We start from the raw sequence: 24,507 nt of genomic DNA, 5'->3' as shown, positions 1-24,507 counted from the left end.
AATGCTGTCTAAATCAGCCTCTTAGAGTAGCGCCAAAACGCTTCTCTAGCTGAGCACAGATTCGCTTACGGATATCCTGAATCTCTGCCGCGGTAAGAGTCTTATCCTGCCCACGCATACGAAGGGCAAAGGCTAGTGACTTCTTATCTGCACCGAGCTGTTCAGAGCGGTACTCATCGAATAAAGCTACTGACTCTAGCAACGGTCCCGCAGCCTTCTTGAGTTCAGTCAGCACATCGCCAACGGCTAGGTCTGCCGGCACGATGAAAGCAAGATCTTCCTTAGCGACCGGGTAAGTAGAGATAGCCTTAACCTGGAAGGGATCACCCGAGATCTGTTCAATCAAAACCGAAAGATCAAGCTCGAGCGCTACTGAACGAGCCGGCAAGTTATAGTTCTTGACTACCTGCGGGTGCAGTTCGCCAGCATAACCAATCACTTGCAGTTTCTTACCTACTCGCAAACGTAGTTGTGCTACCCGACCCGGGTGGAACGGAGCCACAGATTCGCGCGAAATAGGTAGAATTCCTTGGCCTTGCAGGGCACGGAGGTTAACGCCAGTGGGTTCCTCCCCCTCGTAAAGCGGAGCCGCAATAACGAGCTTCGCACCAAGGACATCAGCTACCAAACGAGCAGTTTCTACGGCATCCGCCCAATCGTAATCACGGGCAGCATTAAGGGGTGCAGGACCAGCGTTCTTGCCACCCCAAACAGCACCCAAGTGCCACGGCTGAGCCGGTACCTGACGGTGAATCTGAGCAAGTTCTTCCTGTGAAGGAGCAAAGCTCTTCGGAAGCTCAGCAGGTTCACAACCATCCGGTAGCGTTACCATTCCAGTTTCGAAGATCGCAAAGTTCTCATTGCCTCGGGCCACATTTCGCTGAGCGACATCGAGGAGCGAATCCAAAACTGAAGTACGCATGAACGGAGCGTCATCAGCCATCGGATTAGCTAGTCGAACTGCCCGACGACGCGTATCTCCCGCCGGAATCATCTGCAGGTCATGCGCCGCTCCGATGAACGGGTATGACAGGACTTGAGTCAAATGGTTACCACAGAGTGCAGTAGCGACCTCTCTGCGGGCACGAATCGCCGGGGCCAAGCCGCGACCGGCAACGGCTTGAGGCAAAATCGAAGGAATCTGATCATAGCCTTCAAGACGAGCTACTTCCTCAACTAGGTGAACCGACGCTTCAATATCCGGACGCCATGAAGGAACGGTTACGCACCAAGTTTCCCCGGCTTCCTCGATCTGGCAACCGATCTGGGTGAGGGCCTCACGGACCTGAGATTCGGTGTATTGGACTCCAATTAGGCGTTCAGGGAAGCGCCAATCGAAATCAATCACCGTGCGAGGGGCAGTATTGTTGACGTCGCCAACAGCCGACTCAACCTGAGCGCCACCGTATTCAACTAGCAGGTCAACTGCACGCTGCAGGGCTGCCGCAGGTAGCTCCGGATCGGTGCCACGTTCAAAGCGCTTAGCTGCTTCGGACGGAAGCTTGTGCCGGCGCGCGGTTCGGGCAATAGAAATTCCGTCAAAGTGCGCAGCCTCGAGAAGCACTGAGGTGGTAGCTTCCGAAACTTCTGAACTCGCGCCACCCATGACGCCTGCCAAACCAAGGATTCGTGCACCAGTGTTACCTTCTGGCGAATCTGAGATGACCAAATCTTCTACCTGTAGTTGACGATCGACATCATCTAGGGTCTTCAAAGATTCGCCTTCATTCGCACGACGAACCACGATCGGTGCGGCCACCTGCGCTAAATCGTAAGCATGCAAGGGCTGTCCCAGATCAAGCATCACATAGTTCGTGACGTCAACGATCAAGGAAATCGGACGCATGCCCGCAGCGATCAAACGCTTTTCCATCCATGCGGGAGTCTTTGCAGCCGGGTCAAGATTCGTTAGGACACGGGTTGCAAACCGATCACAACCGACATTTCCGCGAATCGGAGCCTGATCTTCAAGACGGACCTCAAAAGCATCCGCACTAGCAGCGGGGACCTCAAGTTTTTCAACAGGATCAACGAATGCCGCACCCGTGGAGTGCGAGTATTCGCGCGCCACACCACGCATGGAGAAGCAGTAACCACGGTCCGGGGTAATGTTGATTTCTAGGAGTTCTTCTCCCAGGCCCAGACGCGACACGAGATCAGTGCCAACCTCAGGAACGGGGCCGTCTAGGTAATCCTGAAGAATGATAATGCCCTCGGAAGATTCGGCTAGGCCGAGCTCAGTTTCCGAGCACATCATGCCATCTGAAACATGCCCGTAAGTCTTACGTGCGGCGATTTCGAATCCGCCGGGCAATACAGCGCCAGGAAGCGAAACAACTACGTAGTCTCCGACCTCAAAATTGTGGGCACCACAGATGATCCCCCGAGAAGGAAGATCGGAAGGTTCTTTTCCGGTACCTGGTTCGTCATTGTACTGACCGACATCTACGCGACAGTAATTGATAACCTTACCGTTTGATTGTTCTTTGGGATCGCGGGTTAGGACCTTACCCACTACTAGGGGTCCCTGTACTGCAGGGGGCACGATCTGCTCTTCTTCTAGACCCACCTTTACCAGTGCGGCGGCGAGCTCTTCAACGGTAGTTTTCGGGTCGACGGCGACGTGTTCGCCCAACCACTCTAAAGAAACATATGGCATGTCACTGTCCCCTTCCGAAAAGACCAAACTGCTGGGAGAAACGAACATCGCCCTCAACGATGTCGTGCATATCAGAAATACCGTGACGCAACATCAAAGTACGTTCAATACCCATACCGAAAGCAAAACCTTGGAATTCTTCCGGATCAATTCCGCAGGCGCGCAGCACGTTGGGATTAACCATGCCGCAGCCACCCCATTCGATCCATCCCGGGCCGCCCTTCTTCTGCGGGAACCAGAGGTCCATTTCAGCACTGGGCTCAGTGAAGGGGAAGAATGAGGGACGTAGGCGGGTCTTGGCTTCCGGGCCGAACATGGCCTGGGCGAAGTGGTCGAGGACGCCCTTTAGGTGTGCCATCGTAAGGCCACGATCCACCGCTAGGCCTTCTACTTGGTGGAAGACGGGAGTGTGGGTCGCGTCTAGTTCGTCTGAACGGAATACCTTACCAGGGCACGCCATGTAGAAAGGCGGTTCCCCCTGAGTCATGGTGCGTGCCTGAACTGGTGACGTATGGGTGCGCAGCACTAGGTGAGGTGAAGAGTCCGCGCCCTCGTTAATGGAGGCAGGATCAATGTAGAAGGTATCCTGCATGGCTCGGGCCGGGTGATCCGCGTCGATATTCAGAGCATCAAAGTTGAACCATTCGTGTTCAAGTTCTGGACCTTCTGCGATGCTCCAACCTAGGCCAGTGAAGTAATCACCGATTTCTTGCTGTAGCAGTTCTAGCGGATGGCGGCCTGCCGGTAGGGCTCGTTCTACAGGAGCAGTCACGTCCACGGTTTCTGCGGCAAGTGCGGCGGCAAGTTCCTGCTCAGCTAGTTCTTCGGCACGTTGGTCGTAGGCAGCTAGAATTTCATTCTTTGCTGCGCCTACCTTTTTACCGAACTCGGCGCGCTTTTCAGGCGGAACGTCCTTCATAGCTTTTTTAGCTGAGGTAACAACGGATTTATCACCAATCCACTGTCCTTTAATCTGTTTTAGATCAGCGACTGTACTTGCGCCGGCGAATGCTTTTTGTGCTCCAGCTACCGCTTCATCAAGCTGGTCAAAAAGGGTGCTTTGATCGGCCACGTTTGGCTCCTCCATCTAGTGCTCCCAAAATCGGTTAGACAATATCGTGTACTATTCTATCGCGCTTGCCCATATTGAGCTTTGCAGTGTATTGAGGTTCGCTTTTATTGCCTTAGCACGGTATGGTTTTTCTATGAGTATTGAAGCATCAGATCTAGCCAAACGTGCGCCCCTTGGGGACCTAAAACCTGGTCATGTTAGCCCCAGATTGAAGGTTCCGGCGGAAATCGAACGTCCCGAGTACCTATTCCATGATGGTCCGGAAGTTGTTACTGCCGCTGAAATTAAAACTCCGGAGACGATTGAGCGGATTGCTCGCGCGGGAGAGATTGCCGCGAATGCGGTGGCCCTAGTTGGACGCGCTATCAAACCCGGAGTTACCACGGATGAACTAGACCGTTTGGCGCACGAATACCTTATTTCCGAGGGGGCTTACCCCTCCTGCTTGGATTACATGGGCTTCCCGAAATCGATTTGCACCTCTATTAATGAAGTAATCTGCCATGGCATTCCTGATGATCGTCCCCTAGAAGAGGGCGATATTATCAATATCGACATTACGGCCTACAAAGATGGGGTTCACGGCGATACTTGCGCAATGTTTACCGTGGGAGAAGTCGATGAAGAATCTCAAAAGCTCATTGATGTGACTCGCAAGTCTCTAGAACGTGCGATCAAGGCAGTTAAACCCGGCCGAGAGCTTAATGTCATTGGTCGTGTAATCGAGTCTTATGCGAAGCGCTTCCAATATGGGGTAGTTCGTGACTACACCGGTCATGGGGTGGGCGAGGCCTTCCACTCTGGGCTAATAGTCCCTCACTACGACTGTGCTCCCAACTATGACACGGTAATGGAAGAGGGTATGGTATTCACAATTGAGCCCATGCTCACACTTGGCACGGTAGAATGGGAACAGTGGGATGATGACTGGACGGTAGTTACCGCTGACCGCGGACGCACTGCCCAGTTTGAACACACTATCGCGGTCACCGCCGACGGTGCCCGGATTTTGACACTCCCGACAATTTAACGGGTCTCTGACCCGCTGTTTGGGCTCAAAGATTGAGCCTCATAGAAAGGAAAGACATTGATTGCCTTCGGAATCGATATTGGTGGTTCGGGGATCAAGGGCGCCCCGGTAGATCTTGAAACCGGTGAGTTCGCTGCAGAACGCCTTCGCATTGAAACGCCTCAGCCCTCTACCCCGGAAGCCGTTTGTGCTACCTGCGCCGAGCTAATCAACCACTTTGACCTAGATCCTGAGGTTCCGATTGGCATTACCTTCCCGGCGCCGATGAAGCACAATACGATTCGCTTCGTGGCTAACCTTGATCAGGCCTGGACGGGACAGAATGTTTCCGCCCTGATGAAAGAACAGATTGGGCGGGAAGTAATCGCCGTTAACGATGCTGACGCTGCTGGCTTTGCTGAGACTGCCTTCGGTGCCGCCAAGGACGTGCCGGGTCTGGTCATTGCTACCACGCTGGGAACCGGAATTGGTTCAGCCCTGATTTATAACGGTGTCCTAGTTGAGAACTCTGAGCTAGGCCATCTAAAGATGTACGGGGACTCGGCCGAAAAGTATGCTGCTGCCTCGATCCGTAAGCTAGAAAACTTGAGCTGGCCCGAATGGACTGCGCGTCTGCAGGAATACTTCGGCTACGTAGATATGCTGTTCTCTCCCGATCTCATCGTCGTCGGCGGCGGGGTTTCTAAGAAGCATGAGAAATTCTTGCCGAATATTAAGCTGGGATGCCCGATCGTACCGGCACACCTGCGGAACACTGCTGGCATCGTTGGTGCCGCTGCATTGGCAGCACAGGCTAAAGCTGAGGGATGAGCCGCCCGATACGCCGGGTTCTGTCGCGCCGGTAAGGCATAATGCCTGCCGGCGCGGACGGCCATTTATCTAGGCGCAACTGTTACCAGAAGGCTCTAGCAACCTACCCGTGGACTATAAGAGCTAATTAGCGTCCACTGTTTGGTCTTGCTCCCGATGAGGTTTACCTAGCAGATGAAGTCACCTTCACCTCTGGTGGTCTCTTACTCCACCGTTTCACCCTTACCAACTATCCGTTGGCGGTCTGTTCTCTGTGGCACTAGCTCGCGGGTCACCCCGGGTGGCCGTTAGCCACCATCGTGCTCTTTGGAGCCCGGACGTTCCTCGGCAGTAAAACTGACGCGACCGTCTGGACGACTCATCCGCCCAAAACCATACCACGAAAGCTCTTAGTAATGATTATTTTGCTTCCTCCCAGCGAAGGAAAGAACTTCCCGGACCCAAGCACTAAAAGTTCTGCCAAGGGTCAGCTGAGCAGGTCGGAGCTATTGGCGGCTTTACCTTTCAATCAAGAGTTACAATCCAGCCGAGAACAAGTTCTAGACGAATTAACCTCTCTCCCTCTGAGCGAGGAAACCTTTGAAACTGTTGGGGTCACTATCCGAAAACAAGACGAGGTGGCGGCTACTTTAGAGATGTTCTCATATCCTCCCCAAGCGGCTCGGGAGGTTTATTCCGGGGTGCTATATCAAGCCGCCGATTGGAATCAGTGGAAGTCCAACGCAGTTGCTGAAAATTGTTTTGTCGTTTCAGCACTCTGGGGACTCGTCCGTCCCTCTGATCTAATCCACGCCTACCGCTGTCCGATGGGCACTAAACTCCCCCAGCTAGGTGCCTTAAAATCGTTTTGGAAGCAACCGATTTCCAAGGTCTTAAACCGACTTGCGCAGGACGAACTGATCGTTGATTTACGATCCGGAACCTACCAATCGGTTTGGCCGGCCACCCAAAAACAGGCCGAACAAGCTAAGTGTGTTTTCGTCCCAGTCAAGGTAGTTACCTTGGTAAAGGGGGTCGAAAAAGTTGTCTCCCATAATGCGAAACACGCGCGCGGAGAGCTAGCCGGCTTCCTCGTCAAGAATAATCTGAGCTGCAAGACTCCTGAGGAGCTCTTACAGGCCGCCCAAGCAATGGCCTTAGATGGAGGGTACTCAGTGCGCGAAGCGCGCCTAGAAGATAAATCTGAGCGGGTTTTCGAGCTGATTTTAAGGACCGAATAAACGCGACAGCTCCCACCCCTGAGCACTAAGCGATTACTTCATTACCGTCCTGATCATGGATTCGCACTAGAATCCATTCAAAATCATCACTACAGACTAATTCATCAACCGGGGCGGTCCGGATTCGTTCCCATTCGGTGGCAGAGAACTGGATCGTCATTCCTTCTACCTGACGACCATGCAAGGCCACAGCCCCGATTCCGCCGGTTGATTTTCGAATTTCGTCGTATTCCCTTGTGAGTTCTTCACCGGCTACTTGCATAGCTGCCTTACGTCGGTCGATGAGCGGCTGCGCCTGTGACTTCAGATCAGCGAGCTCATTATCGCGCTGTTCATGAAGGTCAGATACCTGGGAGGACAGTTCAGACAAAGAAGTTTCGGTCTGAGCAATACCTGCTTCTAGCTGCTCGACCTCGGACTCTAAATCAAAGTGTTCCTCTTCAAGATCAGAGATACGCTTCTCGAGCGTGGCGATTTCTTCAGCACGAGTATTGAGCTCTCGGAGGTCCCCTAGTCCGGCCTCCTGCCTTTCCTGCTGCACCTTAAGACGAGCAGTGGTCTTTTCAATATCCGAGTCAAGTTTCTTCAGTGCTCGCTGAGCATCATTGCGTGCGGCTTGAGACTGGGCCAGAGTACGAGTGAGCTCATCTTGCTTGCCACGCAACTCCATGATCTGTTCATTCTGAGGCAGATGCTGCGAGTCATACGAAAGGCGCGCTAAACGAGTATCGCAATCTTGCATCTCTAATAGGGCAAGTTGCTGTTTCGGGGTAGCCTTCATCTCACTGTTCTCCTTCACCGGTGGGAAGCCACAAAACCCAAGGTTCCGTAACTGCCTTTGATACAACTACTTCAATGTTAAAGCCGCACTCTTGGAAGCGCTCTTGCAGCGCCTTCTGTGCTAGTTCACACCAGACAACTTCAGTGGCCCAATGGGACCCACATAGCAAGAATGGCCGGCCACCCTCGAGATGCTCAGAGGCGGGGTGATGACGTAGATCGGCAGTCAAGAAGACATCTGCTCCGGCCGCTCTAGCATCTGCCAGCAGGGAGTCGCCCGCTCCCCCACTAACTGCAATAGTCTGTACCTGAGCATCTAGCTCCCCGCCAGCTAAGAGGCCCTGTGGCCCCGCAGGCAAGGCATTGGCCACCCGTTGCGCGAATTCCCTGAAAGGTATCGGTTGAGGAAGCTTTCCCACGCGCCCGAGGCCAGGGTGAGTGTCATTGCCGGAAGAAATGAGAGGCTCAGAATCATTTAACCCGACGGCTTCAGCTAAAGCTTGGGCTACTCCAAACTGGGCCACATCAGCATTGGTATGTGCGTTAAAGAGTGCACAACCGCCAGAAATCAACTGATGAATTAACTTACCTTTCGGGTCATCAACAGGCACAAAAGAGGTACCTCGTAGATAAAGCGGATGGTGAGTAAACAGCAGGTCGTATTGACCGGTGAGCGCCTCTGAAACCGTTTCTTGGACCGGGTCAAGAGCTAGCAAAATCCGCCTAACCGGGGCTGCAGGATCACCGCAAATCAAGCCAACGCGATCCCAATCTTCGGCCAACTCTGGGGGATACAAAGAATCTAGGATCGTCCTAACTTCGGCAAGTGTAGCTACCTTATCTAACTCTTTACTCATAGGGAAAGTGTAACGGAGTTGCGAAAACAAAAGCGAGCCTAATGAAAAAATCATTAGACTCGCTTCATGGTGGGCCCGGCCGGACTCGAACCGACGACCCCTTGGGTGTAAACCAAGTGCTCTAGCCAACTGAGCTACAGGCCCGAAGGTGGTTGCGTGAGACCTAGCTAATCTCAAGAGAGGAGGGAGAGAATAATACGTGGTAAACAATGTTCACCAGCAACTAAACTCACGCAACCGTGCTTGAGAATAACACGGAAAAGTCTTAAATCAAAACCGAAACTCTGATTTTTGAGAGACGCAACACATTATTTTGTTATAAATCACTATTGCCGCTTACGTGCCGCTAATCGCATCCCGGACCATTCTGACCCAAGCGCCTTAGCAGATGTCGTTGACAACCCTGCTACTTTAGCAGCTTCTGAGATTTCTGCAGGAGATACATGCTGATCTAGGCCGGCTTTGGGAGTCAAAACCCAAATTTGTCCGCCATTTTCTAGGTTAGATAAGGCATCCACAAGCAGATCAGTGAGATCCTCCACATCCCCATCTTCGGCTCGCCACCAGATGATCGCACCATCAACCATGTCAGAGTAGTCCTCATCGACAAGTTCAGAACCGATCTGCTCAGCGATCTGGTCGCGGAGACTTGGATCGACATCCTCATCCCAATAGAACTCCTGAACCACCGTATTTGGCTCAAACCCAAAATCGTGAGTGGCACCTTGAGTTGACACTTCCGGATATCCCCTTTCAAAAATCTTCTAGCGGAATTGCTAGAAACAATTGCTAGTGCCTAAAATCTCAGATTTTCGCAATCCGCGCAAATCAAATTAGAAACCGCGGAAACATGCGGGTATATTTGGGCAGAAAGTCCCTTTACGTCGCAAAAAAACGCGTTTAGAGAGACAATATTCTAGTAAGTATTCGAATGGAAGCCAGAACGGCTTCTATTAGTCACGAGTGGAAGAAGGATCCGTGAGCGAACTCAACGAGACCAGCCCCCTCATCAACGGCCTGCTAAGCCAGGTCCCTGATATCGATCCAGAGGAAACTAAAGAATGGATCGAATCCCTTGATGGGCTTATTGAAGACAAGGGCGGACCTCGCGCCCGTTACATTCTTTTGTCGCTACTTCGCGAAGCGCGTTTGCAAAACGTTTCCGTTCCGCAATCGCTAACCACCCCCTACGTAAACACCATTGGTGTGCACCAGGAACCCTACTTCCCCGGTGACGAAGTTACGGAGCGTCAGATCCGCCGTTGGATCCGCTGGAACGCAGCTGTTCTAGTAACCCGCGCTCAGCGTCCCGGCGTTAAGGTTGGCGGTCACATCTCGTCCTACGCTTCTGTCGCTACCCTGTACGAAGTCGGTTTCAACCACTTCTTCCGCGGCAAGAACCACCCCGGCGGCGGTGACCACGTATTCTTCCAGGGCCACTGCGCACCCGGTAACTACGCCCGCGCCTTCCTAGAGGGACGCTTGACCGAAGACGACCTCGACGGTTTCCGTCAGGAAGTAAGCCACGACCATGGCATTCCTTCCTACCCCCACCCGCGCCAGATGCCTGAGTTCTGGGAATACCCCACCGTTTCGATGGGCTTAGGCCCCGCCGAAGCTATCTACCAGGCTTGGTTCGATAAGTACCTACATGAACGTGGTATCAAGGATACTTCCCAGCAGCACACTTGGGCCTTCCTTGGTGACGGCGAAATGGACGAGCCCGAATCCCGCGGCATGCTCCAGCTAGCCGCCCAGCAGGGCCTCGATAACCTTACCTTTGTGGTCAACTGTAACCTGCAGCGTCTTGACGGCCCGGTCCGCGGTAACGGCAAGATCATGCAGGAACTGGAAGCATTCTTCCGCGGCGCCGGCTGGAACGTCATCAAGGTCGTTTGGGGCCGTGAATGGGACGTGCTATTAAACGCCGATAAGGATCGCGCTCTAGTCAACCTAATGAATGAAACCCTCGACGGTGACTACCAGTCATTCCGCGCGAACGACGGTGCCTTCATCCGTGAAAACTTCTTCAACCGTGATCCTCGCACCAAGGCGATGGTTAAGGACTGGACCGATGAACAGATTTGGGCACTAAAGCGTGGTGGCCACGACTACCGCAAGGTCTACTCTGCATACAAGGCAGCTATGGACCACACCGGTCAGCCGACCGTCATCTTGGCACACACTGTTAAGGGCTACGCACTCGGCACCCACTTCGCTGGTCGTAACTCCACTCACCAGATGAAGAAGCTAGCCATTGATGACCTCAAGGCATTGCGCGATCGTCTGCAGATTCCGATCACTGACGAACAGCTCGAGGCAGATCCTTACTTGCCGCCTTACTACAAGCCGGAACCGAATGACCCGGCCTTGCAGTACATGATTGAGCGTCGTGAAGCCCTTGGTGGCTTCCTACCCTCACGTCCGCGTCAGGATGGCGAGCTTCCGATGCCTGCCGATAAGATCTTCAACTCTTTCAAGGCTGGTTCCGGCAAGATGGAAGTTGCCACCACCATGGCCTTTGTGAAGATGCTTAAGGACATGATCAAGGACAAGGGCATGGGCAAGCATATTGTCCCGATCATCCCGGATGAGGCCCGTACCTTCGGTCTTGACGCGATCTTCCCAACCGCTAAGATCTTCAACACTCATGGTCAGAACTACACCCCGGTAGATGCTTCCATGATGCTGTCCTACCGCGAATCAAAGCAGGGGCAGATTCTGCACACCGGCATTAACGAAGCCGGCTCTGCTTCCGCCTTCCAGGTTGCAGGCACGTCTTACGCCACCCATGGCGTACCGATGATTCCGGTATACATCTTCTACTCGATGTTCGGCTTCCAGCGCACCGCAGACCAGTTCTGGGCTGCCGGTGACCAGTTGTGCCGTGGCTTCATCATTGGTGCGACCGCAGGCCGCACCACCCTAGCCGGTGAAGGCACCCAGCATATGGATGGCCACTCCCCGATTATTGCTGGCACCAATACCGCAGTGGTCCAGTACGATCCGGCATACGCCTACGAAATCGCATACATCGTCAAGGATGGCTTGAACCGTATGTACGGCCCGGACCAGAGCCGCGACCGTAACGTCATGTACTACCTAACCGTGTACAACGAGCCCATCCACCAGCCTGCAGAACCCGAAAACGTTGATGTCGATGGCATCCTCAAGGGTATCTACCAGGTTGCTGGCAACGGCGAACAAAACCAGGTTGATCTACTAGCCTCTGGTGTGGGTGTCCCGTGGGCCGTCAAGGCTCGCGAGCTACTTGCGAAGGACTGGGGCATCAACGCCGGCGTTTGGTCGGTAACCAGCTGGCACGAGCTACGTCGTGATGGTCTAGCCGCTGACAAGCACAACCTGCTGCACCCGGAAGAGGAAGCACAGACCGCCTACCTCACCCAGAAGCTGCAGGGTCAGTCCGGTAACTTCGTTGCTACCTCTGACTACGATCACCTAGTTCAGGACCAGATCCGTAAGTGGGTTCCTGGTAACTACTCGGTCCTAGGTGCTGACGGTTTCGGTTTCTCCGATACTCGCCCAGCTGCCCGTCGTCACTTCTTCATCGATGCCGAATCCATGGTTGTCGCGGCACTATCTCAGCTAGCCGAACAGGGCAAGCTAGATCGCCACGTCGTCAAGGAAGCCATCGACAAGTACGACCTATTCAACGTCAACGCCGGTACCTCCGGTAACGACGCAGGTGAAGGCGAAAGCGACTGATAACAGCTTGCGCTAAGCAGAGCTAAACTTTGGCGGGGTATCCGAAAGGGTACCCCGCCAAAACTTTTTAGCACCACCCTTTCAGACAATACCTTGCATCAGGTTTTAACAATAAAAATGTTGGGTGCTGAGGTCATTCCTCAGCACCCAACACTATGATTTTGCGACTTCAGCTCTTAGAACCCGTAGTCGGGGATCGGCACGATAGGTGCAAACTCTTCCGGAACCTGATCCTCATCGACTGGAATCTCTACCGGACCTGAGTAAACCGGAACCGCAAGATTTTCAGGAGATAGAATCTTATCTACCTGTTCTTCAGCTAGTAAGCCCTTTTCGATCACTAGATCACGAACCTGACGACCAGTGGCCGCAGCTTCCTTACCGATCAGGTCACCATTGTGGTGGCCAATGATGTCGTTGAAGTAGGTGATGATACCGATCGAGTTCATCACGTATTCCTTGCAACGTTCTTCATTAGCTTCTAGGCCCTCTACACAGTATTCACGTAGGGTACGGCAAGCATTGGTGAGTAGACGCAACGACTCATATAGAGACTGCATAATCACCGGTTCCATTACGTTCAGCTGCAACTGGCCAGCCTGAGCAGCCATCGTGACCGTAATGTCATTGCCGAACACCTTGAAGCACACCTGGTTTACGACCTCAGGGATTACCGGATTTACCTTTGCTGGCATAATCGAGGAACCGGCGGCGCGTTGAGGCAATCTAAGTTCCGCCAAGCCCGCACGAGGACCAGAACCAAGAAGACGTAGATCGTTACAGATCTTGGAGAGCTTCACTGCAGTGCGCTTCAAAGTTCCGTGCATCGAAACGTACTGTCCGGTGTCCTGGGTAGCCTCAATGAGGTTTGCGGCGCCTACTACCGGCGAACCGGTAACCTCAGCTAAACGTTCAACAACCCTAGCAGCATATCCAGGCGGAGTGTTTAGGGCAGTACCGATCGCGGTAGCACCTAAGTTGGTTTCCAGAAGCAAACTGGCATTATTTTCTAGACGAGCATCTTCTTCTGCTAAGTTGATAGCAAAAGCGGCCATTTCTTGGCCCAGGGTCATAGGCACAGCGTCCTGTAGCTGGGTACGTCCCATCTTGAGAACGTTGCGGAACTCTAGGCCCTTTTCTGCGAAAGCATCGGCCAGACGGGCAAGCTCCACTCGGAAAGTGCTGACGCTAGCGAAGGTAGCTAGACACAGACCGGTTGGGAAGGTGTCGTTGGTCGACTGTGAACGATTAACGTGATCATTGGGATCAATCACCTGGTAATCACCGCGGGGACGCCCAAGCATTTCTAATGCCAAGTTAGCGATAACTTCGTTGGTATTCATATTTACCGAAGTGCCAGCGCCACCCTGGAATAGATCAATGGGGAACTGATCCATGCACAGACCATGATCAAGGATCGCGTCGCAGGCGGCAACGATTGCATCGACCCGCCACTTTCGCATCGTGCCCAAATCACCATTGGCTAGTGCACACGCTTTCTTGACCTGCACCATTGCACGGATCATTTCGGGGAAGTCATTCAGGGTCATACCTGATATCTGATAGTTTTCGATTGCGCGTAGGGTATGAACACCCCAATATGCGTCAGCGGGAATTTCCCGCGCACCTAGGAGATCTTCTTCGGTCCTGGTTTCGCTCATGAAATACACCTCAAGATTGTGATTATGATCGGACTTAGTCCACTCCAAATTCTAGACGTGATTGTGACTAAAAACTACCTGAAACACTTTAGGATTCAGTGTCTTGAGTTACATTTGTTAGAAATGTAAACATATCCTGCGCATTATGCCATTGAGCAACCATGTCATCGCTCAAACTGACCTTAAATTCCTCTTCTATTTGGGCCACAATTGCCCAGATTGAAAGTTGATTCAACCCCAGTTCAGAAAAGCTCTTTTCGAGCCCAAAGTCTGCCGCCTCACCCGGCAAATAAGGAACTATGATGCCAACTAGCTGTTCTAATAAACTATCAGTCGAGGCCGACTCAACCTCTGGAGTATTAGTCTCCACCGCTGAAAGTTCAGCAGCTTCTGCAGACTCAAATTCCGAGGTACTGTCTTCTTCTTCGAGTTGCGCTTTCAATGCCGCTAAGGCTGACAGATCCACGTTCTCTCACCCAACCTGGTGCAACCAACGAACGGGATTTTCGGGCTGTGCTAAACGGAAAGGTTCAAGCTCTTCGTCCCAAGCAGCTCCAAGAGCCATTTCCAGCTCATCACGCATTTGTTCAGCCGTTAGCCCCGCCTGTAATGCGCGCCGAACTCGAAGTTCTGAAACCACTGTATTACCGCAGGAATCGAGTTGGGAATAGAAAATGCCCAATGAGGGCGTATGCATCCAGCGTCCCCCATCAGCATTCACAGAAGGATCTTCCGTAACCTCGAACCGTAGGTGTTCCCAACCTCTAAGAGCTGAAGCAATACGCGCACCGGTACCAGCGGGACCCATCCACGCTACCTCGGCACGATACATACCCGGGCAAGCGGGCTGCGGGACCCAATGGAGTTGCAAAGGCGCACCTAGGGCATCCGCTGCTGCCCACTCGAGATGTGGACAAAGCGCCTTAGGTGCTGAATGCACAAAAAGTACACCGTGCGTTTGTGACCCGGTCATAGTGCCTCCTTTTGAGGGTCGTCTTCCCCTACGTCCTCAAAAACACTAACCAGTGCTACGGCTAGTGCCAGTATAGACGGATTGGGGCATCAGACTCAAATGAGGCACCCGCGTGTGGCAGAAAGGAAGCCTAGGATAGCCCCGAGATTACACCCTCGTCATCGATATCCATCCCTAGAGCAGCCGGCTTAGCCGACAAACCAGGCATGGTCATCATGTCCCCCGCTACCAACACCACGAAACCTGCGCCAGCGGATAGGCGAACCTGACGAATTTGCAGTTCGTGTCCTTCTGGCGCACCTAAGGCCTTCGGGTCGGTGGAGAAAGAATACTGAGTCTTAGCTACACAAATCGGCAGGCCAGTGTATCCGGCTTCCTCGATCTGCTTAAGACGTCGCAAAGCACTAGGAGCAAAAGAAACCGAATCAGCGTGATAGACCCGCTGCGCTACCTGCTTAGCTTTCTGCTGATAGTCATCCGCAAGGTCATAGGCGAAAGAAACTTCAGGTGCCGGCTCAGCTAGTAGTCCCAAGACAGCATCGGCCAATTCCAAAGCTCCCTGAGAGCCCTCGGCAAAGTGAGTAGCCGGAACGACCGGGCAATCCAGGAGCTGCTGGACGGTAGCTACTTCCTCGTCAGTATCGGACGGGAAACGGTTAAGAGCCACCACTACCCTAGTGCCGAAGACGTCCTTCAGGTTCTCTAGGTGACGGTTAATATTGACAATGCCCTCAGCTAGTTTTTCAGGTGCTGGATTATTAAGTTCCTTCACGGGCACTCCAGCTTGATACTTAATCGAGCGAATAGTCGCCACCAAAACCGTCACCTCAGGCTTTAAATCACCTTGACGACAGAGAATATCGAAAAACTTTTCTGCCCCTAGATCCGCACCAAACCCTGCTTCAGTGATTGCTACATCGGCAACTGACAGGGCCGCTCTAGTAGCAACTAGCGAGGAGCAGCCATGGGCGATGTTGGCGAAGGGACCACCGTGTACAAAAGCAGGATTGCCCTCTAGCGTCTGCACTAGGTTGGGCTTCATAACGTCCTTTAGGATTACTGCCATAGCCCCGACAGCGCCTAGCTCGCGTGCCGTGACCGGCTGCTTATCTAGGTTCAGGCCAATCACGATATTGCCTAGCCGCTCTTTAAGATCACTAAAATCACTGGCTAAACAAACAATCGCCATGATCTCAGAGGCCGATACAATATCGAATCCGTCCTCGCGCAGGAAACCATTGAGAGGGCCTCCCTGACCAACAGTGATCTGACGAAGAGCCCGATCATTCATGTCCATGACTCGACGCCACCAGATCTGTCGGGCGTCAATACGGAGTTCATTTCCCTGGTGAAGGTGATTGTCGATCAGAGCAGCCAAGAGGTTATTAGCCGCCGCGATGGCGGGAAAATCTCCGGTGAAAGCCAGATTGATATCTTCCATAGGGATGACCTGTGCGTATCCCCCACCGGCGGCACCACCCTTGATTCCAAAGACGGGTCCCATGGAAGGTTCACGAAGTGACAGGGCGGCGGAAGTACCGCGGGCGTTGATGGCGTCGGCTAGACCCACCGAGGTAGTGGTCTTACCTTCCCCGGCCGGGGTTGGCGACACGGCGGTCACTAGGACTAGCTTGCCCTTGTTGGAGCTTTCTTTAAGTGCCGCGGGTTTAACTTTAGCTTTGTTGTAGCCATAAGGCTCTAGTTCCTGGGTTGGTAGCCCTAGTTTTTCAGCAAGTTCGATGATGGACTGAGCTTTTTCTTCTGCCGCGCGGGCAATTTCAAGATCGGTGAGCATATTTTTCCTTTATGGGAGGTAGGGACGAAAAGCGCCCTCAGCAAATTAGCCGAGGGCGCGTTAATCGTTAATCCATGATCTTGCGGACTTCTTTCATTGCCCGCGCACGGGTCTTGCGATCTAGACGATCTAGGTAAAGGTGACCATCGAGGTGGTCACATTCATGCTGTAGACAGCGAGCCATGAGCTCTTCGCCTTCGACGGTAATTTCTTTTCCGTCAAGGTTGAAGCCGGTAACGCGCGCGTACCAGGCACGCTTAGTGGGGAACCATAGATTGGGAACCGATAGGCAGCCTTCGTCTCCGTCTTGGTATTCGTCGAAGTTCAGTTCGTCAATGACGGGGTTTAGGACGTAGCCGATTTCGCCATCGATATTCCAAGAGAAGGCGCGTAGAGAGACACCAATCTGGTTTGCGGCTAGACCGGCGCGGCCGTCAAGATCTACGCCTTCCAAGAGGTCGTCGACCAAGGTCTTAACGCGTTTATCTGAAAAATCGGTAATCGGTTCACAGGGGGTCCGAAGGACCGGATCGCCAACGACGCGGATATCTCTAATAGCCATGGTTACTTTGCCCCTTCTTGGTGAGCATTGATCATTTCGGTTAGGCGAGCTACAGCCTCTGCAACCGGCAGCTCAAAACGTTCACCCGAACGACGGTCACGGATTTCGACCTGGCCATCCTTCAAGCCGCGACCGACAACAAGCACATAGGGCATGCCCAACAACTCGCTATCCGCAAACTTCACACCAGCAGATACCTTCGGACGGTCATCGTAAAGAACTTCGAAGTTCTGGCTTAGCTCTTCAGCTAGCTCTTCAGCGGTAGCAAAGATCTCTTCGCCCTTACCGGTTGCTAGCACGTGCACTTGGAAGGGAGCTAGGTCCACCGGCCATGCTAGGCCTGCATCATCACAGTTCTGTTCTGCCAAAGCAGCTAGGACACGTGAAACGCCGATGCCGTAAGAACCCATGGTAACAACCTGAGACTTACCGTTTTCGTCTAGGACCTTGAGGTCAAGAGCTTCAGCATACTTGCGGCCCAGCTGGAAGATATGTCCGACCTCAATACCGCGAGCTAGCTCTAGTGGGCCAGAACCGTCGGGAGCCGGATCCCCTTCACGGACCTCAGCGGCCTCAATAGTGCCGTCAACTTCAAAGTCGCGACCCATAACTAGGTTAAATACGTGGTGATCTTCTTGGTTTGCGCCAGCGATCCACTGAGTACCAGCTACTACGCGCGGGTCAACTAGGTAGCGCACGCCGGCAAGTTTGTCGTCTTCGTCGTTGCTTTCGGCACGAGCCGGAGACTGGGGGCCAAGTACCTGCGGACCGATGAAGCCGGCAACCAATTCGGGGTGCTTAGCTAGGTCTTCGGGGGTAGCCATCTCCACCTCGGCCGGGGAAACTGCCGCCTCCAAACGCTTCATGTCAACTTCACGATCACCTGGCAAACCAACCGCTAGCACCTCACGGGTACCATCAGGATGAACCAAAGTAACCATGACGTTCTTCAGAGTGTCGGCAGCGGTCCAAGCGCGATCTTCACGCGGGAAATCACGGTTAGCCAGTTCCACCAGAGATTCGATGGTCTTGGTTCCGGGGGTAGGCTTGACCTCTGCTTCCGGTAGGCCTTCGGTGCTTAGAGGGTCAGGCGCAGTGGTGACAACCGCTTCTGCGTTCGCAGCATAGCCACCCGGAGAACGCACGAAGGTGTCTTCACCAATCTCGCAGGGATGCAGGAATTCTTCAGAACGTGAACCACCCATAGCACCGGCGGTAGCTGAACAGATAACTACCTCTAGGCCAAGACGGGCAAAGATTTTCTGGTAAGCCTCGCGCTGTTTAGCGTATGAATCATCAAGTCCAGAATCGGCTAGATCGAAGGAGTAGGCATCCTTCATCACGAACTCACGGCCACGAATCAGACCCGCACGAGGACGCGCTTCATCACGGTACTTGGTCTGGATTTGGTACAGGGTTAGTGGTAGATCCTTGTACGAAGAATAAAGGTCCTTTACCAGCAGGGTAAACATTTCTTCGTGCGTAGGTGCCAACAGATAGTCGTTACCGCGACGGTCAGCTAGGCGGAAGAGGTTCGGGCCGTATTCGGTCCAGCGGTTAGTAGCCTCGTAGGGTTCCTTAGGTAGTAGCGCCGGGAAGAGAACTTCTTGGGCACCTGAGGCATCCATCTCTTCACGAATAACAGCTTCAATCTTGCGTAGTACTCGAAGGCCTAATGGCAACCATGAGTATACGCCCGGGGCAACGCGGCGGATATATCCAGCGCGCACTAGTAGTTTATGGCTGTTGACCTCAGCATCAGCTGGGTCTTCGCGCAAGGTCCGAACAAAATAGTTGGACATTCGGTTTAGCACAGTATTGCCCCTTTAAATAGCTTTCTGATATTAAAACTGGTTCTTCTCAGATACTTGTATCGCTAGCGATTATAGTACGTCGACGTCCGGTTGGCCGGACCCGGGTTCCAAGCCCATCTGTTTGGCCAACTCGTTGGCTTTTTCGATCAGGGTTGGAACGATTTGGTCTTCGGGAACGGTCGCAACGACCTCGCCCTTAATAAAGATCTGTCCCTTGCCGTTTCCGGAAGCGCAACCTAGGTCCGCTTCCCTAGCCTCGCCCGGTCCGTTAACGACGCAGCCCATTACGGCCACACGCAGCGGGACGGTAAGGTCTTTAAGACCCTCAGTAACGTCCTCGGCAAGCTTGTAGACATCAACCTGGGCGCGGCCACAAGACGGGCAGGAAACGATTTCTAGGGTACGTTCACGCAAACCAAGAGACTGCAGAATCTCAATGCCCACCTTAACTTCCTCAACGGGCGGGGCCGAAAGCGAAACCCGGATCGTGTCGCCAATCCCGCGTGAGAGTAGCGCCCCAAAGGCGGTAGCGGACTTGATCGTTCCCTGGAAGGCAGGACCTGCTTCAGTTACGCCCAAGTGGAGTGGCCAATCCCCCGCCTCAGAAAGCATCTCATAGGCGCGAACCATAGTTACCGGATCATGATGCTTCACCGAGATCTTGAAATCATGGAAACCATGCTCCTCGAATAAAGAAGCTTCCCAGACGGCAGACTCAACGAGCGCTTCCGGCGTGGCCTTACCGTACTTTTGTAGCAGGCGCGGATCCAGCGAGCCCGCATTCACGCCGATCCGCAAAGAACAGCCATAATCCGAGGCAGCCTGGCAGATATCCTTAACCTGATCATCAAATTTACGAATGTTACCGGGGTTTACACGTACTGCGGCACACCCGCCCTTGATCGCCGCAAAAACGTACTTCGGCTGGAAGTGGATATCCGCGATTACTGGAATATTGGATTGTTTCGCAATAATCGGAAGCGCATCGGCATCTTCTTGACGAGGACAAGCCACACGTACGATATCGCAGCCAGCCGCAGTTAGTTCCGCAATCTGCTGCAGAGTCGAGCCAATATCGTGAGTTTTGGTGGTGGTCATCGACTGAACCGAAACCGGCGCATCGCCACCGACTAGGACGTCACCAACCCGGATTTGGCGGGTCTGCTTACGAGGACGGATAACCGGGCGTGGTTCTTTAACCGAGGGCATTCCCAAGGAAACTGATTCAGCCAACTGAAACTCCAATCGAAATCTCGCCCTAGACAACCGGGGCGACTATATCTGCTACAAATAGGATAACCGTCATTAGCAACAAAATGCCCATTACCCCGTAAGAAAGTGGGATTAGCCTAGCCACATCCGCTGCCCCGAGGTCATTTTGTCCCCAAAGCTTGCGCTTTGCTTTCCGGGCGCCTTCGAAAAGTGCCCCAACAATATGACCACCGTCTAGGGGTAGCAATGGAATCAGGTTAAATACGAACAGTGCCATATTCAAGGCTGCCAAGATCGACAGGTAGGCGGCTAGCTTATCTAGCGGACCCACGAGCGGATTTTGGTTTCCGCCCACGGCGGCACCCATTTGGACCACCCCAAGGACTGAAACTGGTACTTCCTTTTCCTGCTCGTAATAGCCAAAGATTTGACCGGCACGATGCCAAAGAGTCTGTGGAAGACGAATAATGAGTTTAGCAGTGCCGGTGAACTGGTCAGAAACCATGGTAGACATCTCTGCGGCGGTGGCACGTTGACGCTGGATTTCAGGAGCAATCCCGATCATCGAACGACCGTCTTTGACCTTTACCGGTACCGACATGCTTAGGTGTTCGCCCGCTCGATCAACCTCTACCTTAAGTTCCTGCCCTTCAGGCTGGGCTGAGATCTGATCGACTAGGTTTTGCCAGCTTGAGACGGTCTTCCCGTCCACACTAAGAATTTTGTCACCGGGCTTGATCCCGGCCTGTGAAGCACCACAAGCAGTAGCGGGCGTATCGCAGGCGACTACCTCAGAAACCACGGGGATGGGTTTTAGCATGCCAATGGCTCCCATTGACAGGACCGTAAAGATCACGGCAAGCACCAAGTTGGTAATGGGTCCACCTGCCATGACGATGACCTTTTGCCACCAGGAGAGCGTGTAAAAAGGACGCAAGTCGGGGTGTGCTTGGATCTCTTTTGCAGACTCTGCACGCGCTTCCTCGACCGCATTTTTCGGTGCTGTTTGTTCCCCAGATTCAGCCTCGTTAGCCGCCTCAGGTACGATCCGGTCATTTACCGGAGTGGGGCGCAGCATTCCAAGAATTCGTACGTAGCCACCAAGCAGGATGGCTTTCAAATGGTAGGTGGTGGTGCCGATTTTCCGTTTCCAGATCGTCGGGCCAAAGCCCACGGCATATTCGGGCACGCCGGCCCCGAAGTACTTAGCGGGAAGGAGGTGCCCGAACTCATGGATAGCGACGGAAAAAATCAATCCAATCAGCAATACCAAGATCCCAATGGTCTGCCCCACTTACACTCCCCTTCTATCAGCTGTTATCGATGTTTTAAAGTCTATGCGCTTAGGCCCAGCAGCTGCTGAGCACGTTTTACGGCCCATGTCTGAACCTCAAGTAGCTCTTGTAGCTCAGTGATCGCTACGGTCTGGTGTTCGTCACAAACCTGTCGAACCGTATCGACAATGCCTAAGAACCCGCACTTACGGTCGCGGAAAGCTTGCACCGCTACCTCGTTAGCAGCATTCATTACCGCCGGGGCACTACCGCCTTGTTTAGCTACCTGTCGGGCTAGCGTGAGAGCGGGGAAGGCCTCGTGATCTACCGGTTCGAAGTCCCAGCTGAAAGGCTCAGAAAAATCCTCTGCGGGGGCAACGTCGCTTAGACGTTCAGGCCATGAGAGTCCAAGAGCGATGGGAATCAACATCGAAGGCGGGGACGCCTGTAAAAGCAGCGACCCGTCATTCCACAAAACCCCTGAATGAATATGGGATTGAGGATGAATCACCGGTTCAATCGCTTCAGGATCAAGATCGAAAAGCAGATGGGCTTCGATGAGCTCTAGCGCTTTGTTCATCAGGGTTGAAGAATTGATGGTGACCACTGGGCCCATGGCCCAAGTGGGATGTTTAAGCGCATCCTCGACTGAGACATCAACTAGATCTGCGCGTTTCTTACCCCTAAAGGGCCCACCCGAGGCGGTAAGAATCAGCTTCCGAACTTCACTACGTCCGGTAACTACCGGCATCGTTAGGCCTCGTTCGTGCAATCCAGATTGTAGGCACTGGTGAATGGCACTGTGTTCAGAATCGACGGGGACGATTTGTCCCGGATATTGCTGGTGGGCATTAACTAGCGGCCCGCCAGCAACTAGGGATTCTTTGTTCGCTAATGCTAAGGTAGCGCCGGTGTCTAGGGCTGATAAGGTGCTGCTTAGACCAATGCCACCGTTTATCCCGTTTACCACTACCCCACTAGCCGAACAGGTAGCAGCGGCTTGTGCTGAGGCTCCAGTGCCAGTAATAATCTGGCGTTTTAGCTGAGCAACACCGGTTTCCTGTTCTCGCAGTCGAATCAGGTCCGCTAACTCATCTGCCCTGGGTTGCTCAATGGCAATCGTAGGCGCCTGGAACGCAACTGCTTGGGCAGCAAGTAGTTCTAGGTTATTTCCCCCGGCCGATAGCGCGGTTACCCTAAATTTCTCAGGGTTGCTTTCGATAACCTCTAAGCATTGAGTGCCGATTGACCCAGTTGAACCTAAGAGGACAACTTCTCGCACTGGTTACTCCACGGCAAGCATTACTTCGAGGACACGGTTCAAGTAGGCATCCACGACTGCCTCATCATAGGCTTTTGATCCCCTAGCGGAGCGGAATACAACAGTTCGGACGTCATTGGCAGTCAGATCTGAACCATCATTAAAAAAGGCCGAAATCACGTTCATGAATTCATCGACTTCAGAACGACGGTAGCCGGGATACCCACGCTTAGGAGAGGGGAAACGCTGGCCAGCTTCAGACAAAAGACGTGGGTAGAGGGTAGCGGCCCGCTCAGCGACGAAATCAAGCCAAGCTTGCTGCCCATTTCGATTGACGAAATCGGCACGGTCTCGCTTTACGAAAGCAGCAATGAGTCGATCCAATGTGGTATCTACTTCAACCCGCGAGTATCCGCCACGCTCTTCTTTAAATACCTTTTCAAGCACGGTATTAGCATCGATCTCGGTTGAGTCGCCCTCATATGCCGCCCGTGCCTCTTCCAAGAAAGCATCGACTTCAGCTACGCTGTAGCCCTTTCGCAAACTACCAACTCTGCTAAACATTAGTAATCTTTGCCCTCCTAGCGGCACTCTTTTGATTATTAACCTCGGTGGCTAGCTGACCGCAAGCTCCGTCGATATCCGACCCTCGGGTATCTCTAATAGTAGTCGTAATTCCATTTTCGCGAAGCTGACGCACAAAGGCATCTTGCTGTTGCTTTGTGGAAGCTGTCCAGATGGACCCGGGAGTGGGGTTCAATGGAATGGGATTGACGTGTGCCCATCCTTTACCACGACGGTTCAGCTCATCAGCTAGGAGCTGAGCACGCCAGGTGTGGTCGTTCATGTCCTTGATCAGGGCGTATTCGATTGAGACACGCCGTCCGGTAACGCTGTAGTAGTGGTAGGCCGCATCGAGCAGCTCCCCCACCTTCCAGCGTGAGTTAACCGGGATGAGTTCATCTCTTAGCTCGTCATCAGGAGCGTGGAGGGAAACAGCCAAAGTGACCGGGATTCCTAGGTCAGCAAGTTTGTAAATTACTGGAACCAAACCCACCGTCGAAACGGTGATTCCGCGAGCTGACATACCAAATCCCTCTGGGGCAGGATCAGTCAGGCGCTTTAGGGACTGGACCACGGCCGGATAGTTAACCAGTGGCTCCCCCATGCCCATAAATACGACATTAGATAGTCGAGCAGAGCCGGTACTTAGAGCTCCGCTCTCTGAGAGGATCATGGCATGGCGAACCTGTTCGATGATCTCTGCCGTAGAAAGGTTACGGGTCAGTCCCATCTGTCCGGTAGCGCAGAAGGGGCAGGCCATACCACAGCCAGCTTGAGAGGAGACGCAGAGTGTGGTTCGTCCGGGATAACCCATTAGGACCGATTCAACTCTAACTTCGTCGAATAGTTCCCAGACCTGCTTAATGGTCGAGCCTCCGTCAGCCTTGAGCTCAGCGACTGAAGTGATGAGACTTGGACATAGCTCTGAAGCTACGAAGTCGCGCATTCCCGCGGGCAGGTCGGTCATTTCTTCCGGGTCTGCTAGTTTTGCGCCAAAGTAATGTCGCGAGATCTGGTCCGCACGGAATGCTGGGAAACCAGCTTCTTTAAGCACATTTTTACGGTCTGCTAGAGACAGATCAGCAAGGTGAGCTGGGGGTTTCCCCTTTCGTTTTTGAGAAAAGGAAATTACGGGTTTGGCATCAGGTCGGGTTGCGCCCTGTGGGGGTTCGTCAGTTGGGCGTACCTGCCTGAGGTTCTTCGCCTTTAGGGCAGCGATTCGAGGATCAGTTTCCAC

20 protein-coding genes, 1 tRNA gene and 1 other RNA gene are annotated in these 24,507 nt (G+C 53.2%); 4 read left to right on the top strand and 18 right to left on the bottom strand.

What is annotated here, in order from left to right:
* Positions 1–13 precede the first annotated feature (13 nt).
* A complete protein-coding gene (gene pheT, locus BSR28_RS08295; protein WP_073713909.1) occupies positions 14–2,659 on the bottom strand; it encodes a phenylalanine--tRNA ligase subunit beta in 2,646 nt (881 codons plus the stop codon).
* A 1-nt stretch (position 2,660) separates the two neighbouring features.
* A complete protein-coding gene (pheS, locus tag BSR28_RS08290; RefSeq protein ID WP_073713908.1) occupies positions 2,661–3,746 on the bottom strand; it encodes a phenylalanine--tRNA ligase subunit alpha in 1,086 nt (361 codons plus the stop codon).
* A 118-nt stretch (positions 3,747–3,864) separates the two neighbouring features.
* Here pheS and map point away from each other — a divergent pair, with 118 nt between their 5' ends.
* Entirely contained in the window at positions 3,865–4,761 is an 897-nt protein-coding gene (gene map / locus BSR28_RS08285) for a type I methionyl aminopeptidase (protein ID WP_083563233.1), read from the top strand.
* Between the two features lie 60 nt (positions 4,762–4,821).
* Positions 4,822–5,571: a polyphosphate--glucose phosphotransferase gene (ppgK, locus tag BSR28_RS08280; RefSeq protein ID WP_198928953.1), complete on the top strand. Its 750-nt coding sequence runs from the start codon at positions 4,822–4,824 to the stop codon at positions 5,569–5,571.
* Here ppgK and rnpB read toward each other — a convergent pair.
* An RNA gene (gene rnpB / locus BSR28_RS08275) (RNase P RNA component class A) lies at positions 5,565–5,932 on the bottom strand. The two genes, ppgK and rnpB, sit on opposite strands and share 7 nt — an antisense overlap.
* A 34-nt stretch (positions 5,933–5,966) precedes the next feature.
* Between rnpB and BSR28_RS08270 the strand changes: the two genes are divergently transcribed.
* Positions 5,967–6,791 carry a YaaA family protein gene (locus BSR28_RS08270; RefSeq protein WP_073713907.1) on the top strand — a complete coding sequence of 275 codons (825 nt, stop codon included), beginning with the start codon at positions 5,967–5,969 and terminating at the stop codon, positions 6,789–6,791.
* A 25-nt stretch (positions 6,792–6,816) separates the two neighbouring features.
* On the opposite strand, the gene BSR28_RS08265 is transcribed toward BSR28_RS08270, so the two are convergent.
* The 4 genes from BSR28_RS08265 to BSR28_RS08250 all read right to left on the bottom strand — a co-directional run bounded on the left by BSR28_RS08265 (position 6,817) and on the right by BSR28_RS08250 (position 9,165).
* Positions 6,817–7,572: a zinc ribbon domain-containing protein gene (locus tag BSR28_RS08265; protein ID WP_073709411.1), complete on the bottom strand. Its 756-nt coding sequence runs from the start codon at positions 7,570–7,572 to the stop codon at positions 6,817–6,819.
* 1 nt (position 7,573) lies between these two features.
* On the bottom strand, positions 7,574–8,428 hold the full coding sequence (locus tag BSR28_RS08260; RefSeq protein WP_158020337.1) for a Nif3-like dinuclear metal center hexameric protein: 855 nt from the start codon (positions 8,426–8,428) through the stop codon (positions 7,574–7,576).
* Between the two features lie 67 nt (positions 8,429–8,495).
* Positions 8,496–8,572 (bottom strand) — tRNA-Val (locus BSR28_RS08255).
* A gap of 182 nt (positions 8,573–8,754) precedes the next feature.
* Positions 8,755–9,165, bottom strand: coding sequence for a DUF3052 domain-containing protein (locus BSR28_RS08250; protein WP_073709412.1), 411 nt, complete (start codon positions 9,163–9,165; stop codon positions 8,755–8,757).
* Positions 9,166–9,406: 241 nt separating this feature from the next.
* Here BSR28_RS08250 and aceE point away from each other — a divergent pair, with 241 nt between their 5' ends.
* A complete protein-coding gene (aceE, locus tag BSR28_RS08245; RefSeq protein ID WP_073709413.1) occupies positions 9,407–12,154 on the top strand; it encodes a pyruvate dehydrogenase (acetyl-transferring), homodimeric type in 2,748 nt (915 codons plus the stop codon).
* A 176-nt stretch (positions 12,155–12,330) separates the two neighbouring features.
* Here aceE and aspA read toward each other — a convergent pair whose 3' ends face one another.
* The 11 genes from aspA to rlmN form a co-directional block, all read right to left on the bottom strand.
* Positions 12,331–13,815: an aspartate ammonia-lyase gene (aspA, locus tag BSR28_RS08240; protein ID WP_073713905.1), complete on the bottom strand. Its 1,485-nt coding sequence runs from the start codon at positions 13,813–13,815 to the stop codon at positions 12,331–12,333.
* 88 nt (positions 13,816–13,903) lie between these two features.
* Positions 13,904–14,281 (bottom strand): acyl carrier protein, encoded by a 378-nt coding sequence (locus BSR28_RS08235; protein WP_073713904.1) that lies wholly within the window; start codon positions 14,279–14,281, stop codon positions 13,904–13,906.
* Positions 14,282–14,287: 6 nt separating this feature from the next.
* A complete protein-coding gene (locus tag BSR28_RS08230; protein ID WP_073709416.1) occupies positions 14,288–14,788 on the bottom strand; it encodes a DUF3145 domain-containing protein in 501 nt (166 codons plus the stop codon).
* A 130-nt stretch (positions 14,789–14,918) separates the two neighbouring features.
* Positions 14,919–16,583 (bottom strand): formate--tetrahydrofolate ligase, encoded by a 1,665-nt coding sequence (locus BSR28_RS08225; RefSeq protein ID WP_073709417.1) that lies wholly within the window; start codon positions 16,581–16,583, stop codon positions 14,919–14,921.
* A 67-nt stretch (positions 16,584–16,650) separates the two neighbouring features.
* Positions 16,651–17,145, bottom strand: a complete 495-nt coding sequence (locus BSR28_RS08220; protein WP_073709418.1) for a peptide deformylase — start codon at positions 17,143–17,145, stop codon at positions 16,651–16,653.
* A gap of 2 nt (positions 17,146–17,147) precedes the next feature.
* Positions 17,148–18,947, bottom strand: a complete 1,800-nt coding sequence (locus BSR28_RS08215) for a proline--tRNA ligase (protein WP_407922462.1) — start codon at positions 18,945–18,947, stop codon at positions 17,148–17,150.
* Positions 18,948–19,028: 81 nt separating this feature from the next.
* Positions 19,029–20,168 (bottom strand): flavodoxin-dependent (E)-4-hydroxy-3-methylbut-2-enyl-diphosphate synthase, encoded by a 1,140-nt coding sequence (gene ispG / locus BSR28_RS08210; RefSeq protein ID WP_073709551.1) that lies wholly within the window; start codon positions 20,166–20,168, stop codon positions 19,029–19,031.
* A 49-nt stretch (positions 20,169–20,217) separates the two neighbouring features.
* Positions 20,218–21,465: a M50 family metallopeptidase gene (locus BSR28_RS08205; protein WP_073713903.1), complete on the bottom strand. Its 1,248-nt coding sequence runs from the start codon at positions 21,463–21,465 to the stop codon at positions 20,218–20,220.
* 41 nt (positions 21,466–21,506) lie between these two features.
* Complete coding sequence (gene dxr, locus BSR28_RS08200; protein ID WP_073713902.1) at positions 21,507–22,727, bottom strand: 1-deoxy-D-xylulose-5-phosphate reductoisomerase; 1,221 nt, start codon at positions 22,725–22,727, stop codon at positions 21,507–21,509.
* Positions 22,728–22,730: 3 nt separating this feature from the next.
* Entirely contained in the window at positions 22,731–23,270 is a 540-nt protein-coding gene (locus tag BSR28_RS08195; protein ID WP_073713901.1) for a DivIVA domain-containing protein, read from the bottom strand.
* Positions 23,263–24,507, bottom strand: a complete 1,245-nt coding sequence (rlmN, locus tag BSR28_RS08190) for a 23S rRNA (adenine(2503)-C(2))-methyltransferase RlmN (RefSeq protein WP_233120640.1) — start codon at positions 24,505–24,507, stop codon at positions 23,263–23,265. The genes BSR28_RS08195 and rlmN overlap by 8 nt, the downstream gene beginning before the upstream one ends.

Origin of the sequence: Boudabousia liubingyangii (assembly GCF_001907245.1) — a bacterium.
In the GTDB taxonomy this organism is placed as follows: domain Bacteria; phylum Actinomycetota; class Actinomycetes; order Actinomycetales; family Actinomycetaceae; genus Boudabousia; species Boudabousia liubingyangii.
The sequence above is the reverse complement of the archived record's forward strand: the minus strand, read 5'-3'. Positions and strand labels throughout refer to the sequence as shown.